The sequence below is a fragment of the Actinomyces marseillensis genome (genome assembly GCF_900155605.1).
Lineage (GTDB): Bacteria > Actinomycetota > Actinomycetes > Actinomycetales > Actinomycetaceae > Pauljensenia > Pauljensenia marseillensis.
In genome coordinates this window covers 928,393-941,617 of record NZ_LT707420.1, presented here as the reverse complement: position 1 = coordinate 941,617, position 13,225 = coordinate 928,393, and the positions used below count along the sequence as shown (strand labels likewise).

Below are 13,225 nucleotides of genomic sequence, written 5' to 3'. Positions count from 1 at the left end.
CTTCACGGCCACCTCACTCAAAGGAGTCATGCATGCACCTGCCACTTCATCGACACACACACGCCCCTGTCCTTGCATGCGCCTGTGCGCTGACTCTTTTTCTCCCCATCGCTGGGGCTCAGCCTGCACATGCCTTGGACAAAGACATCAGAATCAACGAGGACGTTCGTATTGAGCGCGATGGTCGCACTCAATACAGGGTCACTGTGACCGACGAATCTCAGACCATCACTGAGGACACGTGTACTGCGCTGCCATTTGTCCAGGAGTGGTCAATCGTCGATTTTTCGACAAGTAAGTACTACAGCCGTTGTGAGATCACGACGGACTTCAATCGTCACGTCAATCCTTATATCGGCGTCGATAGCAACGGAAACGTTACTTTTGCTGCAAAGCAAGTCACTCTTGACGATCTGGGGCTCACTTTTCCAAATGATGCCTCGGTTACCTCCCGCCGTTTTTCTCTGAGCGGTACTTATTTCCGGGGAACAAAGGCAACCCCGGGCGCTAGTCTCGATCGAAGCGAATACTCCGACACTGTTACCTGGGAAAATGCATCAGCTCGAGTCCTTGGAGCAGAGGGAACTCTCGAGCAAAATGATTATTTCCACACCCAAGAACGCCAAGAGTACAAGGGCATAGCTGCTGCCGACATGCCGACCAGTCTTGAAGCGCTCCAGCCCTCTTCTTCCCCAAGCCCTACGTGGCGTGCCACCGGCGCTCTTCCTACCCCATCCCTCCTCACAAGTTCTATTGGTAAGTACTTCATGTTCGGTCCCATTGTTGTTGTGTTTGGGACGATTTACCTGGTGAGGAGGGCGAATAAGAAGCGCCGCAAGCGAGAGAGCAGTGGCTTCGTCATCCCCACCGCATATCAGCCGAGTATGCCTACTTCCGCTTCGCAGACGAAGAATCCCTTCGCTCTTTCAGCTGACGAGGTTTCTGTTCCTTCTGCCGAGCACTCAACTCCTTCAGCCGTTGAGCCCCTTTCTTCAACTCAGGGGCCGACGAACCCCTACGCACCACCATCGAACTAAACGCACGCCGCTGGGGCACGGCCTCGGAAATCTGGCACTACCAGACAAGGAATCACCATTGCAGGTCTTACGACGAGAAACGAAAACCCTTTTCCTTGCATGCATGTGCGTGCTGAGCATTGTCGGCGGGATACTTGGCGCCTCCCCGGCACACGCCGCGCGAAACGAGGTCGAGCTTGCCGAGGAATTCTTTGTCGGCACATCGGGTGTGAGCTACTCAATCTATATCGGCGATTATTCCAAGAGTCTCGATCAGAAAGCGTGCGAAGCAGTACCCCAGGTAACGGAATGGTCCGAAGTGCACTTTGAGGCGGGAACTTACTCGAATGATTGCAGAATTACAACAAAGTTCAATCGTTTTGTTAATCCATACATCGAGATCGATGACCAAGGAAACCTTACTTTTGCCGCAAAACTCCTGAAGTATGAAGAGCTCAATCTTGGGCTTCCCAGTGACGTCAAACTGACGCGCCATGACGCATACCTGCAGGGGAGCTACCTGACCATTTCGGAACTCAGCCCCGGAGCGGTACTGGATGAAGACGATAATTCCGCTGATGAAGCGAAGTGGATGAGCACATCGGAAACGCTGATCGGAGCGAAGGGAAGCGTGCAGATCTTCAGTGACTTCCACGCAATCGAGCGCAAGGAAGTGAACGGTGTCGTTCCCGCCGGACTTCCTTCTGGTCTCAAGGCAGTAGTACACACCCGTTCCATCACGCCCTATACCCCGTCCCCCAGTCCCACTCCTTACCGGCCTCCACGCGGAATCGGGACGATTATCAAGATCATTCTGGTTCCGGTCGTCTGTTTCTTCTTCATCATCGGCGTTCCCATGATCATGCGCGCAAACAGCAGGAGAAAGGAACGCGAGCAGCGAGGTTTCGCAGTTCCGCTGAGTTACCAAAGTGGAACAGGTTTCTCCGGCTCGCTAACTCCGGGAGACACCGGGCAAAATCCCTTCAAACTTTCAGATGATTTCCATGTGGAAGATACGCCTGTTGCGCCCTCCGTTCAGGATTATTCGCCACCCACGCAGCCCTCGTCTTCATCGGCACAAAGCGAGCTTTTCCCTGAAGATTCACAGGCAGAGCAGGGGAAAAATCCCTTTGCCCCACCCTCGGAATAACTGTTTTTGCGCACCCCACACAATTCGATATGCTTGAAATAGCGTGATTCACTTTCAAAGGATGCCTCAATGAAGCGTTTGTATTCGACAGCGGCCACACTCGTGCTTGCAGGAGCATTGGTGCTCCCTACTGCAACAACTGCGCAGGCTGCAGATTCAGACTTGACCGTCTCGGTGACATTGAGTGTCTACAACAAGGGAAGCGTCGGACACGCACTTGAAGTGTATGACCGCACCAAGCAGATCGACGAAGGCAAGTGCAAGTCGTTTTCAAATGGGAATAACGACTATCGCATCGAGTTTGCCCAAGGTGATAACTTCACTCGTTGCTCAATCTTCCCGCCTTTCGAAGGCCCCGAAAATGCCGGAAAGTACTATTCGCTTGATGACAAGGGTGAGTTTATCTTTGTCTATTCAAGCGAACAGTTGATGCAGGAAACCGAATTCCTCGGCCGCCCGCGCGATATTGGCTACATCAGCATCCGCCCGCTGGTTTTTGACCTTGATTCCGCATCTGCAGGGGCAAAGTTCACCGACTACTGGGCCAATCGCCGAGACGATTCAAAATACACCCCCGTCGAACAGATCGTCCTGTGGAATAAGCCCGATGGAAAGGTCGCCGTCCACGGCAAGAAGACGGATGCTTACCAGGGCAACGCGACCGTTGCCGCACAGTACAGTACGCCCGTTCCCTCATTTGAGCCTTTGACACCGGCGCCGACAGATCCCGCTGCGCCCGACCGTAACCGTACTGCTTCTGCATCAAAGTCAGGCTCTCTCCTTGGCTCAATTTCTTCAACAACATGGATCATCGCTGCAGCAGTCGCTGGTGGTCTCGTTGTCCTTGCAGGAATTGTCTTCTTTGTCCTCCGAGGCCGTTCACGAAAGGCCGATACCCCCGCGAAGTCTCAGCGCCAACAGGCACGCGAAGAAGCACGTGCAGCGAAGCGTCAAGCTCGCGAGGATCGCAAGCGCGCGAAGTCTGGTGCTACCGCATCCGCGCCGATGTCGCAGGAAGCTCTTCCTCTCGGTGGCGCCCCCCAGCCGGCTCCAGCGCCTGCAGCTCCCGGAGCAATGCCCGGCACCACAGCTTCAATGCCTATTGCCACTCCCGTCAGAGGAGTTCGTGCTCCCTCTGGGGCATCTACAACGCCTACTTCCACAGCGGCATCGACGCCTGCCCAACCGCAGGTTCCTCAAGCTCCTCGCGCTCAGGCGTCCGCTCCGCACACTCCTCTTCAACCTACCCAGCAGGCGTACAAGCCAGCTCATGCTCCGGCCTCGACGCAGGAACAAACTCCAGAGCCCTCTCAAACAGAGGCTGGAATTCCCTCATTCGCCGCAGCCCAGTTCCCCGCACAGACGGAAGCACGTCACGCACCAGCAGAGTCCGAGCAGCCGGTTGTAGCTGAAGAGCCCGCTGGCGCGCCAGACGTTGAGCCGGCGGCAGTGGCAGAATCTGCACTGCCTGCGGTGAGCGAGCCGGAAGAGGCTGCTCAGGAACCGAAGACCGAGGCCTTCGCGGCCGCGCAGGCGGAAGAAACTGCACCGGCCGAAGAGACTGTTCCCGCGGCTGAGCACGATGAGGCCGAACAAGCACAGCCCGAACCTCAGGATCAGGCCGATTCGACGCCCGTTTCCAGTCCGGCACCGGCAGCGGCACCGGCACAAGAACCGCAGCTTTACTCTCAGCAAGGCGCGCAAGCACCCGTGGCACAGCCTCAGGCTCAGCCTCAGCACGCTCCGGCGCCTACACCGCTTCCGCAGTACCAGCCTGCGCCGACGCCGCAGGTCCAGCCACAGGCTCCCACGCCTGCGCCTGCTCCGGCACCCGCGCCGCACGTACAGCAGCCTCAGCCCGGTTACACGCCCATGGCCTCGCAGCAGCTCGCGCAAGCTCCCCAGCAGTGGGGTCAACAACCGCAGTACGGCGCAGCCCCCATGCAGCAGCAACCGCAGCAACAGCAATGGGGACAGCCTCTGCCCCCGCAGCAGACCAGGCAAAGCCAGCGACAGAGCTACGTTCCGCTTCCTGGCCAGCAACCCGCCGCTGCGCCGCAACAGTGGGGCCAGCCTCTGCCCCCGCAGCAGGGAGTCGGCTATGGCCAGCAGGGATATGCTCCTGCTCCCCGACAGTGGGGTCCCTCGTACGTTCCCCCGGCACCTGCTCAGCAACCTGCCCCTGCGCCTCAGTGGGGTCAGCGGCCGCAGCAAGGCCAGCCTGCACAGCAGTGGGGTCAGCCCAATGGTGCCGTACCCCCGCAGGGCCAGCAAGGTGGCCAGCAATGGGGACAGCAGCAGTACGGCGCTGCTCCCCAACAAGGCCAACAGCAGTGGGGTCAGCAGCAGGGTATGCAAGGCGACCAGTGGAGGCAGTACGCCGGCCAGTCCGGTCAGCCCACGCAGCAGGGGCAACCCGCACAGCAATGGGGCCAGCAACCACAGCAAGGCCAGCCCACACAACAGTGGGGCCAACAGCCCAATGGTGCCGCGCCCCAGCAGGGCCAGCAGTGGCAGCCTCCGCAGCAAGGCGGACAGCCCAATCAGCAGGGCCAGCAGCCTAATCCCTGGGGACAGCAGGGACCTGCCCAGCAATAACGAGCTAGATCTCGATAGATAGTTTGGGGGCTTGGTATCAGGTGATACCAAGCCCCCAAACTCATCGCAGAAACCTCAGCTGCGTTCTTCCCTCCAGTTCGAACGCGCCAGCAGGTATCTACTCGATGACCTTCTCAAAAGACCACACGGGAACATCGTTCCCATCTAAAGAAACCGAGTGCTCCCCCACGACTCGGTATCCAGCCGAGGAATAGAAGCGCGCATTCGTGGGAGTGCAGGTAATGAATGCGAGGCGTCCACCTCCATGGGAGCGCACGTATCCTTCGATTCCTTTCTCAAGGAAGCGCCGACCAATGCCCTGATGTTGGCGTGAAGGATCGACGGCAATAACGGTCAGGAACCAATCGAAATCGGATTCGCGACGCACTACAGCATCTGCGGCCTCGGTAAAGGCAAAGAAACGCAGAAGGCGATCAAAGCGCATATAGCCCAGGAGCGGCCTGCAATAGCGAAGGTATTCAAGCAGCCCGGGCGGTCGATGATTCAGGAGGGCAACTCCAAGGATTTCACCCTGGTCTTCAAGGACCAGAACTGTGTGATAACGCGCGAATACACGAATCATGACGGCGTGGACATCGCGAATCCAGTTGGGGAATTCCTCCGGATCGGCCAGTAGTCCCTTCACCGCTGTGTGAAGAGGGTAGTTCTCGAAGGCAGCACCCGCGATTTCAGCGAGCTTATCGATGTGCTCTGGGCGTGCAGAGTAAACGTGCATGGCCTTCCCTGTTCGTCGGCACCTCGTGGTGAGGTATGGGCGGATATTGAGGTTTTAGGCTAGGGCGTCAACCTGCACCTGTACTGTCTACAGACAGTATGAGGGCAGGGCAAAACACTCGCAACAGTTTGCATTCATAAATGTATCGGGAATTTTTTGAGGAAAATTCAGACACTTCCCGCAATCCGGCTGCCAATAATCTAAAAACGTAACTTTCAAGCACCTGTAGAGACGTTCACTCACAAACATCGACTTGTGCTGCCCATGAAAACATGCGGATTCCGTCCCCGTTGTCCCCATCAACAAGCTCTCAATACTGGTGACAGTTGCGTTTTCAGCGCTCATGTTGCGCGAGCGCGTCTCGGGACGGTATTTATTGGGAATCGCTGGTATGTGTGCCGGGACTGTTCTTATGATCATCGGCTAGCCCAAGGAGGGGAGAATTATGCTGCGTCGCGCAACACCCGAAGATGCAGAGGCACTATCCGTGCTTGCGTCCACGTGCTACATCCAGACTTTTGGACAGCTTTACTCTTCCGAAGACCTTGATCGTTTCATTCACGAGGCCTACTCCCCCGAGGTCCTTCGTGGCGAGCTCGCGGACCCCCAGCGCCCAACCTGGCTGCTTTTCCTTGAAGAAAGCGAGGCCGACGCGACTGCACCAGAGTGCACTGATGCGCGGACGGCCTCGGAAGGCAAACTGATTGGCTACGTGACCGTTTGCCCCGCACACCTCCCCCACCCCGACGTCAAGCCCACCGACGGAGAAGTTCAGCGCCTCTATCTACTGCGGGAATACCAAGGTGGCGGGCGCGGATCGATGATGCTCCGGCACGCGATCGATTACCTCCTTGCCGATGGGCCGCGTCCCCTGTGGATTGGCTGCTTCAGTGAGAACTTCGGGGCACAGCGACTCTACGGGCGCCACGGGTTTAAGCTGGTCGGCGAGTACAAGTTCATGGTTGGCGACCACGCTGACCGCGAGTTCATCATGCGCCGCGAGGCCGAAGTTCAGGAGTCATAATGAAGACAGCACACTGGCATGCACTTTTGCTTGCAGGAGCAGGAGTTATGCATTTCAAGGCACCGCAGGTTTATGACGCGATTGTGCCACGTAGCCTTCCCGGGAATGCGCGAACCTACACCTTGGTGAGCGGCGCAGCCGAGTTGGCAATTGCCGCTGGCCTTGCGCTTCCATTGACGAGGCGACTGGCCGGTTTGGCCGCGAGCGCACTGTACATCGCCGTCTTCCCCGCGAACATTAAAATGGCCGTGGATTATCGCAAGGAAGGCAAGCCTGCGGCCGCGCAGGCACTTGCGTATGCTCGACTACCGCTTCAGATTCCTTTGATTCGCGGGGCATGGAGGGTGTTTCGAGGGAAGTAGGAGGCCTCAGTTTCCACTCCGCGGCATCGAGGCCCGGAGGCGGAAGCTGACGCAGGTGCTGTTTGAGCCGTGTCGCTTGAGTTTGCAGAGCAACGAAGGTCATTCCACCCGAGATCACTCCCCCGATCAGGGGAACAATCTTCGACATGGTTTTCGCCATGCTCTGTTTCGTGACCGAAACGCCAATCACTTTAAGAGACTTCTTGACGACCGGATACCACGTTGTCTTCATGAGGGCTTTGCGCGCGATCCTCTTTTCGATAGCCGGAGCAACGATCACTCGCGCAAAGTCGCGCAGTGACTCCGCAGCTCCCGCAACTCCCAGCATGACACCGAAGAAGAGGCCCATCTGGGCAATAGTCTCATCATCGACATCGTCCAAATCCGTTAAGAATTCTCTCCACCCATACAGGTACGCAAGCTTTTGCATGATCCGCAGCGAGTGAACGTAGTACTGAGTGAGGTCGGCGGGCACGGTTCCGAGCATCGCCAGGCCACCGGGGATTCCTGCAGCAAAAGAGAGCGCGGTTGATTTCTTAGTTTCAAATGAGATCGCGTCACTTGCCAGTTTGTCCAGCAACTTGCGCGAAATACCTGCAGAGACAGGATCACTCGCGATCGCACGCTCAATCTGGGCATCACTTAGATGAAGCTTTCGCAGTTCTTGGCGCAAGAAGCCCTCGCGCGAGATCCGTACTCCCCGCAGGCGAACGAGCTTCTTCAAGAAGAAAACCGCGTAGACCGAGGCCTGCTGATCCTGCTCTGAAGACGCCTCAGAAACCAGGGAGACAGCACCATCTTCCTCGACGATTTCGCCTTCGATGATCGGCTCGACAACGAGCTCGTCTTCGCCTTCAACATTCCTCTGGGCCATTCTTGTCTCTTTTCATTCAGTGACACCCAAAATAGATAGTGCGATTCTAGTGGAAGCAGGCACTACCCACGCTTCGTGGGATACCGCCGGTCCTCACCCTTCCACCAGGGCATCCACGAGGCGTATCCATCGGCAGGCGCGGTATTGGACAAGGGCTCAAAACCAAGCTCTTCAGGAGTCTGCGGAATTCCGTCGACCAGGAAATACTTATCCTTATCATCGCAGTGCTCGCGCACAATCGTGCGGAATTCCGCCAGCTCACAGTACAAAACTCCGGTGATCGGATTGCGCTTAAACACCACGATCTTGTAGAGCCAGTAGACAAAGAGCATCACGTTCGCCACCAAGGCAACAACCGCACAAGCAATATTCGCCCGCGGGTCCATGGTCGCAAAGTTAAAGATGTCCGAGGGCGGCACCAAGACCTCGGGAAGCAAAGTATTCATCGAAATCCAGAACACCAGTGTGAAGCAGCGGAACCAGATCCACTGTCCCTTCGCCCAGGTGAACGCGGGGATCGTGCAGGCCAGCAGCAGGGCAAGAGTGCAGTACCACGTGTAGTCTGCCAGCGAGTTGTAGAGGAACGCGTGGTTCCACAGGTCGTAAGCAATAACCCACGGCCACACCATGTCCACCCAGATCAGCCCGCGGACCTTCTGCTTGCCCGGCGAGGTTGCGATGATTTTTCCGAGGCCGGTGATCGTGATGATATTGAGCTGGCCGGCCAGCGCGGAAAGCAGGTTCCAGTAGCCGCCGATCGTACGGAATCCGGTTTCAGGATCAATACCAACGTGGCGAGAAGACAGGTTCGCTGCAACTTCCTGATACCACTGCATTGAGTGGAGTTCTGCGCTGACGCCTCGTGCCTCGGGCAGGCCGGCGATCATATCGATTGTGTGCGCGTCGTTGACGCCCTTCAGGCACTGCCAGTCGGCGCCGCACGCATAGTAGGTGTCAGCATTGAAGTAGATCGTGAGGTCGCGGATGTTTGCTTCCATGATGTTGACGGCCAAGCCGATCCACAGTGCCACGCCCAACCAAATCGCATATTTGTGCGCTTTGTCCGGGTTGCGTTTGGCGTAAACCAAGACGGTTCCGGTCATGGTGGCGGTCAGGATCATGATCGCGTACTTGCCGAATGGGAACCACCCGACCATGGGAGTCCCGTGGATCCACGCATAGGGCATGAGCAAAATGCCGCCAACCGTCCATACTGCAAAGATCGTCCAGTTCCATCGGCGATTGATCTCGGCGACAAGGATTTGCGCGAGCAAGACAAGTAGCCAGATGAGATAGACCTTTGGAGTTCCCAGCTCCCAGAGGAAGAGCGAGTCCACAGCATTCTCCTTCGAACCTGTAACTAAGCTGAATATTTTCGTCTATCATAGTGCCTAAATCACCCAAAGATGTGAGGTTTGCTACATCTTCTGCAGTGTGCTGGAACCACGTACAGCCCCGCATCCACGCGATATTGGCTCAATTAGTCCTCAAGGAGGAGGATCATGAAACGACACTCGTCACGCTTTGGCAGACTCTGCCGCCTCGGCCTCGTCGGAGGAGGCGCACTCCTGGGCGGAATGTACGCCTTCAGCCAGCTCAGCGGCAAAGCCACCCCCGAAGAACAGGCCTGGCGTTACCCGGGCGATGATCTCATCGACGCCAACTACGACAACGGGTATTCCTCCACCTACGCGATCACCATCGACGCCCCCGCCTACGCAGTGTGGCGCCTCTTCAAGCAGATCGGCGCGGAAAAGTCCGGGTCTTTCTCCTCCGAATTCCTCGAGCGCGTCTTCGCACGACTCCCCTTCTTCAACTCCTACGAGATCCAAGAAGAGTTCCAACAGCCCGATTCCATGATGCCCGGCGACATTGCGGCCTTCGATTTCCACGGAATGTCCATGGAATGGGCAGACGTCGTGCCCGGCAAGTACATGGTCCAGTGGGTTGACACAAAGAATCCGCCCAAGGCCCCAGGTTCCTATGCATTCCGCTTCCCCGGAATGAAGCACTTTGCGGCAGCATGGTGCTTCTATATGGTCCCCTTGGAGGGTGGACGCACGCGCCTGATCAACCATTGGCGCATCGGCTACGAACCCCCCTCGCCCGCAATGACCGCGCTCAACTGGGTGAACATCGAGTTCATCGGCGGGTGCATGACGCACCTGCAAAACCTCTACGTCAAGCGCGTGCTTGAGTTCCGCAAGAAGCAGCACCTGACGGGGCGTTTCATGCGAGGTATGCTCGGTGGCCGCTTCTTCAACAGTGAGACCCCGGCTGGCCGCTACGATGGCACTCCCCTCTTCGAGGACACCTACACGCAGTGGTTCCGTTTCGGACGCAGCGCCCCGGCCGTCGCTGAGATCCGCCCGCCCGTCACTGACGATCCTTCGTGGCCGCCGACGGGCCCGGGCACGCCGTGGGAAAGCGAAGTTGACGCCTCGTACTTCGAAGGATGGAGCGAGCCTGCGTTCTCGTGGGATGAGCAGATCCGCCAGAAGATGGAGCGCACCTACCTCACCGATTGGGGCAAGGAGTAACACTGATGGGCTCGATCACTCCCCCGGATTACCCGACCCTCTTCTTTTTCGAGGCCGGCGAGTGGTGGGATTACGCGATGCTCCTCGTGGTCATCGCTGCCCTCGCCTTCACGGCGTGGCTTGCCCAGCGCAATATGTGGGTAGTCCTCGCCGTCTTCGTCGTCATCCCGGTCGCACTCACGATCTTTTGGTGGCCGCACTCGACGCAGGGCACGGCCTCGGCAGGCTGGTTCCCGATCGTCAAGCAGTATTCGGCGCTGGCAGGATCCCTGTGCCTCGTCGCTCTTCAAGTATTCCCGAGGCTACGGCACAACCGCGGGTACCTGCTGATTCCGCCGGTGATCCTTTCCGTCAACATTGCCGAGGCCGTGGTGAGGGATTTCCAGTGCTACGGCATTCACGGGGTGGATCCTTCCCAGGGCATGGTGACTTGGGGAGGTCCGTGGAACATCATGAACGGGATCGCGGGGATTTTGAATCTGCTCGCAATCTCGGGGTGGATCGGGATTTTCGTCTCCAAGGGCAAGGAGCGCGCGCTCGTCTGGGGTGACCTGACGATCGGGTGGATTATCGCCTACGACCTGTGGAATTTCGCCTACGTCTACAACTGTTTGGCGGACCGCGCCTGGTATTCGGGCGTTGCGTTGCTGGCGGCGTGTACGATTCCGGCTCTCATGAAGTTTGGGCGAGGCGCGTGGATCCAGTACCGGGCCTACACGCTGACCTTCTGGTCGGCCGTGGTGCTTACCTTCCCGCACTTCATGCAGGACTCGATGTTCGCGCACCGCAGCGCTCACAACCCAACCGCGATGTTCATCATCTCGGCGGCCGCGCTGCTAGCAAATGTCTGGGTGTTCGGCCGCCATATGTATGTGATCGTCTCGAAGAAGCGCAATCCCTTCACGCAAGAAGTTCACGTCGATGAGCCAACTTACGTGGAATGGGTGCGGGACCTGGCCTCGGATGAGGACAAGGAAGTGATCGCTGCGCGTCTTGGGACGACGCCCGAGAAGGCGGGGTTTGTGAAGGCGTCTTAAGATCGTGGCCGGGGCGCACGCGCCCCGGCCACTGCCTTATCAGACTTCGTCGACTCAAACGACTTCCACCGTCGCAAGAGGAACAATTCCACTCAAAGCATCCCCCATCGCCTCTTCGGCACAGTCAAGTTCGTAGCGCATCTGCAGGTTCATCCAGAACCCCGGAGTTGTGCCGAAGTAGCGGGACAGCCTCATCGCGGTATCCGCCGTGATCCCACGCTTCCCATGGACGATTTCATTGATACGACGAGGCGGAACCCCAATAGCGACGGCGAGCTTGTGCTGTGTAATGCCGAAACCCTCGATGAAGTCTTCCATGAGGACTTCGCCCGGGTGAATCGGAGCAATTTTAGTGGTAGTCAACGATCTCAACCCCTTCTGGACCAGCGTCGCCCCACTTGAAGCAGATACACCACTGATCATTGATTCGGATACTGTACTGCCCCGCACGATTACCGCGCAGACGCTCAAGCCGATTGCCCGGAGGAATCCGAAGATCCTCCAAACGACACGCAGCATCGACCTGGCGCAACTTGCGCAGCGCGACACGCACGATGCGCGCATCGAGGGAAGGGACAGCCTCCCTCGCAAACAACCGCTCAGTCTGACGATCCCCGAATGACTGGATCATGACACAACAATATAACGTAAAACGTTATTAACGCAAGACGTTATTTTTCAACACCCCATCCCACGTTCACCCTTGATTCAAGAACTTACAACAGCAAAACCGGGCCACGCCCTCGCGCGACCCGGCACTGCCCCATTCAGGAGTGATTAAACATTAAACCTGAATTCGACGATATCGCCGTCCTGCATGACGTAGTCTTTGCCTTCCATGCGGACTTTGCCAGCAGCCTTCGCTGCAGCCATGGAACCGGCCTCGATCAGATCGTCGTATGAGACGATTTCAGCCTTGATAAAGCCCTTCTCGAAGTCCGTGTGGATGACGCCTGCTGCCTTTGGAGCTGTGTCGCCCTTGTGAATCGTCCAGGCGCGTGCTTCCTTCTCACCGGCGGTCAGGTAGGTTTGCAGGCCAAGGGTGTCGAAGCCAACGCGTGCGAGCTTGTCCAGGCCCGATTCGCTCTGACCGGACTCAGCCAGCATTTCACGCGCATCGTCCTCATCCAGCTCAACAAGCTCGGACTCAAACTGCGCGTCCAAGAAGATCGCTTCAGCCGGAGCAACCAGGGCGCGCAATTCGTCTTGCATCTCCTGGTTGTCCATCTCCGCCGCATCCATGTTGAACACGAAGATGAAGGGCTTAGAGGTCATCAGCTGGAAGGACTTGAGTGCATCCTGATCAAGCTTTGCACCCGCGGGGCCGCTGAGCAGTTCACCCTTTTCAAGCAGTTCCATTGCCGCGCGCGCAGTTTCCAGGACAATTGCCTCGGTCTTCTTGCCACGGACTTCCTTTTCCAGACGCGGGATCTGCTTTTCAAGCGTCTGCATGTCAGCCAGAATCAGCTCGGTCTTAATGGTTTCAATATCCGAGGCCGGATCAACCTTGCCGTCAACGTGCACAACGTCGGGGTCGGAGAAGGCGCGCGTCACCTGGCAAATGGCGTCGGCCTCGCGAATGTTCGCAAGGAACTGGTTACCCAAGCCCTCACCCTCAGACGCACCACGCACAATACCCGCAATATCAACGAAAGACACGGTTGCGGGGATGATGCGCTGGGAGCCGAAGATCTCGGCAAGCTTGTTCAAGCGCGGGTCAGGAAGAGGGACCACACCGACGTTCGGTTCAATAGTCGCGAAGGGGTAGTTCGCAGCCAGAACGGTCGCGCGGGTCAGAGCATTAAACAGGGTGGACTTGCCAACGTTGGGCAGGCCAGCGATACCAATAGTTAAAGACACGCCCCTATCCTATCCGACGAGGCCGCAC

General features: G+C 57.6%; 12 protein-coding genes and 1 pseudogene. 7 read left to right on the top strand and 6 right to left on the bottom strand.

Annotation, left to right across the window (positions count from 1 at the left end):
* Positions 1-32: 32 nt before the first annotated feature.
* The 3 genes from BQ8011_RS04090 to BQ8011_RS04080 all read left to right on the top strand — a co-directional run bounded on the left by BQ8011_RS04090 (position 33) and on the right by BQ8011_RS04080 (position 4,764).
* Positions 33-1,037: a hypothetical protein gene (locus BQ8011_RS04090; protein WP_072457549.1), complete on the top strand. Its 1,005-nt coding sequence runs from the start codon at positions 33-35 to the stop codon at positions 1,035-1,037.
* A gap of 58 nt (positions 1,038-1,095) precedes the next feature.
* Entirely contained in the window at positions 1,096-2,166 is a 1,071-nt protein-coding gene (locus BQ8011_RS04085; protein ID WP_072457547.1) for a hypothetical protein, read from the top strand.
* A 69-nt stretch (positions 2,167-2,235) separates the two neighbouring features.
* Positions 2,236-4,764: a hypothetical protein gene (locus tag BQ8011_RS04080; protein ID WP_072457545.1), complete on the top strand. Its 2,529-nt coding sequence runs from the start codon at positions 2,236-2,238 to the stop codon at positions 4,762-4,764.
* Between the two features lie 118 nt (positions 4,765-4,882).
* Here BQ8011_RS04080 and BQ8011_RS04075 read toward each other — a convergent pair whose 3' ends face one another.
* Complete coding sequence (locus BQ8011_RS04075; protein WP_072457544.1) at positions 4,883-5,500, bottom strand: GNAT family N-acetyltransferase; 618 nt, start codon at positions 5,498-5,500, stop codon at positions 4,883-4,885.
* 289 nt (positions 5,501-5,789) lie between these two features.
* Between BQ8011_RS04075 and BQ8011_RS09135 the strand changes: the two are divergent.
* Positions 5,790-5,927, top strand: a pseudogene (locus tag BQ8011_RS09135) (EamA family transporter); the annotation flags it as partial.
* An 18-nt stretch (positions 5,928-5,945) separates the two neighbouring features.
* Complete coding sequence (locus BQ8011_RS04070) at positions 5,946-6,524, top strand: GNAT family N-acetyltransferase (protein ID WP_072457542.1); 579 nt, start codon at positions 5,946-5,948, stop codon at positions 6,522-6,524.
* 237 nt (positions 6,525-6,761) lie between these two features.
* Here the strand turns inward: BQ8011_RS04070 and BQ8011_RS04060 are convergent, their stop codons facing one another.
* Positions 6,762-7,760, bottom strand: coding sequence for a hypothetical protein (locus tag BQ8011_RS04060; protein ID WP_231945370.1), 999 nt, complete (start codon positions 7,758-7,760; stop codon positions 6,762-6,764).
* 62 nt (positions 7,761-7,822) lie between these two features.
* A complete protein-coding gene (locus tag BQ8011_RS04055) occupies positions 7,823-9,097 on the bottom strand; it encodes a DUF5692 family protein (RefSeq protein ID WP_072457537.1) in 1,275 nt (424 codons plus the stop codon).
* A gap of 165 nt (positions 9,098-9,262) precedes the next feature.
* On the opposite strand from BQ8011_RS04055, the gene BQ8011_RS04050 reads away from it, so the two are divergent.
* Both BQ8011_RS04050 and BQ8011_RS04045 read left to right on the top strand, forming a co-directional pair.
* Complete coding sequence (locus BQ8011_RS04050) at positions 9,263-10,300, top strand: hypothetical protein (RefSeq protein WP_072457535.1); 1,038 nt, start codon at positions 9,263-9,265, stop codon at positions 10,298-10,300.
* Between the two features lie 5 nt (positions 10,301-10,305).
* Entirely contained in the window at positions 10,306-11,337 is a 1,032-nt protein-coding gene (locus BQ8011_RS04045; protein WP_072457533.1) for a DUF5692 family protein, read from the top strand.
* A gap of 54 nt (positions 11,338-11,391) precedes the next feature.
* Here the strand turns inward: BQ8011_RS04045 and BQ8011_RS04040 are convergent, their stop codons facing one another.
* The 3 genes from BQ8011_RS04040 to ychF all read right to left on the bottom strand — a co-directional run bounded on the left by BQ8011_RS04040 (position 11,392) and on the right by ychF (position 13,197).
* Entirely contained in the window at positions 11,392-11,760 is a 369-nt protein-coding gene (locus tag BQ8011_RS04040; RefSeq protein ID WP_072457531.1) for a HigA family addiction module antitoxin, read from the bottom strand.
* Positions 11,687-11,968: a type II toxin-antitoxin system RelE/ParE family toxin gene (locus tag BQ8011_RS04035; protein WP_072457529.1), complete on the bottom strand. Its 282-nt coding sequence runs from the start codon at positions 11,966-11,968 to the stop codon at positions 11,687-11,689. Before BQ8011_RS04035 ends, BQ8011_RS04040 begins: the two co-directional genes overlap by 74 nt.
* Positions 11,969-12,114: 146 nt before the next feature.
* Positions 12,115-13,197, bottom strand: coding sequence for a redox-regulated ATPase YchF (gene ychF, locus BQ8011_RS04030; RefSeq protein ID WP_072457527.1), 1,083 nt, complete (start codon positions 13,195-13,197; stop codon positions 12,115-12,117).
* Positions 13,198-13,225: the final 28 nt, after the last annotated feature.

Excerpts from the sequence above, each read along its gene's own strand:
- BQ8011_RS04090 (WP_072457549.1), top strand. The coding sequence starts at position 33 with ATGCACCTGCCACTTCATCGACACACACACGCCCCTGTCCTTGCATGC.
- BQ8011_RS04080 (WP_072457545.1), top strand. The coding sequence starts at position 2,236 with ATGAAGCGTTTGTATTCGACAGCGGCCACACTCGTGCTTGCAGGAGCA.
- BQ8011_RS04075 (WP_072457544.1), bottom strand. The coding sequence starts at position 5,500 with ATGCACGTTTACTCTGCACGCCCAGAGCACATCGATAAGCTCGCTGAA.
- BQ8011_RS04070 (WP_072457542.1), top strand. The coding sequence starts at position 5,946 with ATGCTGCGTCGCGCAACACCCGAAGATGCAGAGGCACTATCCGTGCTT.
- BQ8011_RS04060 (WP_231945370.1), bottom strand. The coding sequence starts at position 7,760 with ATGGCCCAGAGGAATGTTGAAGGCGAAGACGAGCTCGTTGTCGAGCCG.
- BQ8011_RS04050 (WP_072457535.1), top strand. The coding sequence starts at position 9,263 with ATGAAACGACACTCGTCACGCTTTGGCAGACTCTGCCGCCTCGGCCTC.
- BQ8011_RS04045 (WP_072457533.1), top strand. The coding sequence starts at position 10,306 with ATGGGCTCGATCACTCCCCCGGATTACCCGACCCTCTTCTTTTTCGAG.
- BQ8011_RS04040 (WP_072457531.1), bottom strand. The coding sequence starts at position 11,760 with ATGATCAGTGGTGTATCTGCTTCAAGTGGGGCGACGCTGGTCCAGAAG.
- BQ8011_RS04035 (WP_072457529.1), bottom strand. The coding sequence starts at position 11,968 with ATGATCCAGTCATTCGGGGATCGTCAGACTGAGCGGTTGTTTGCGAGG.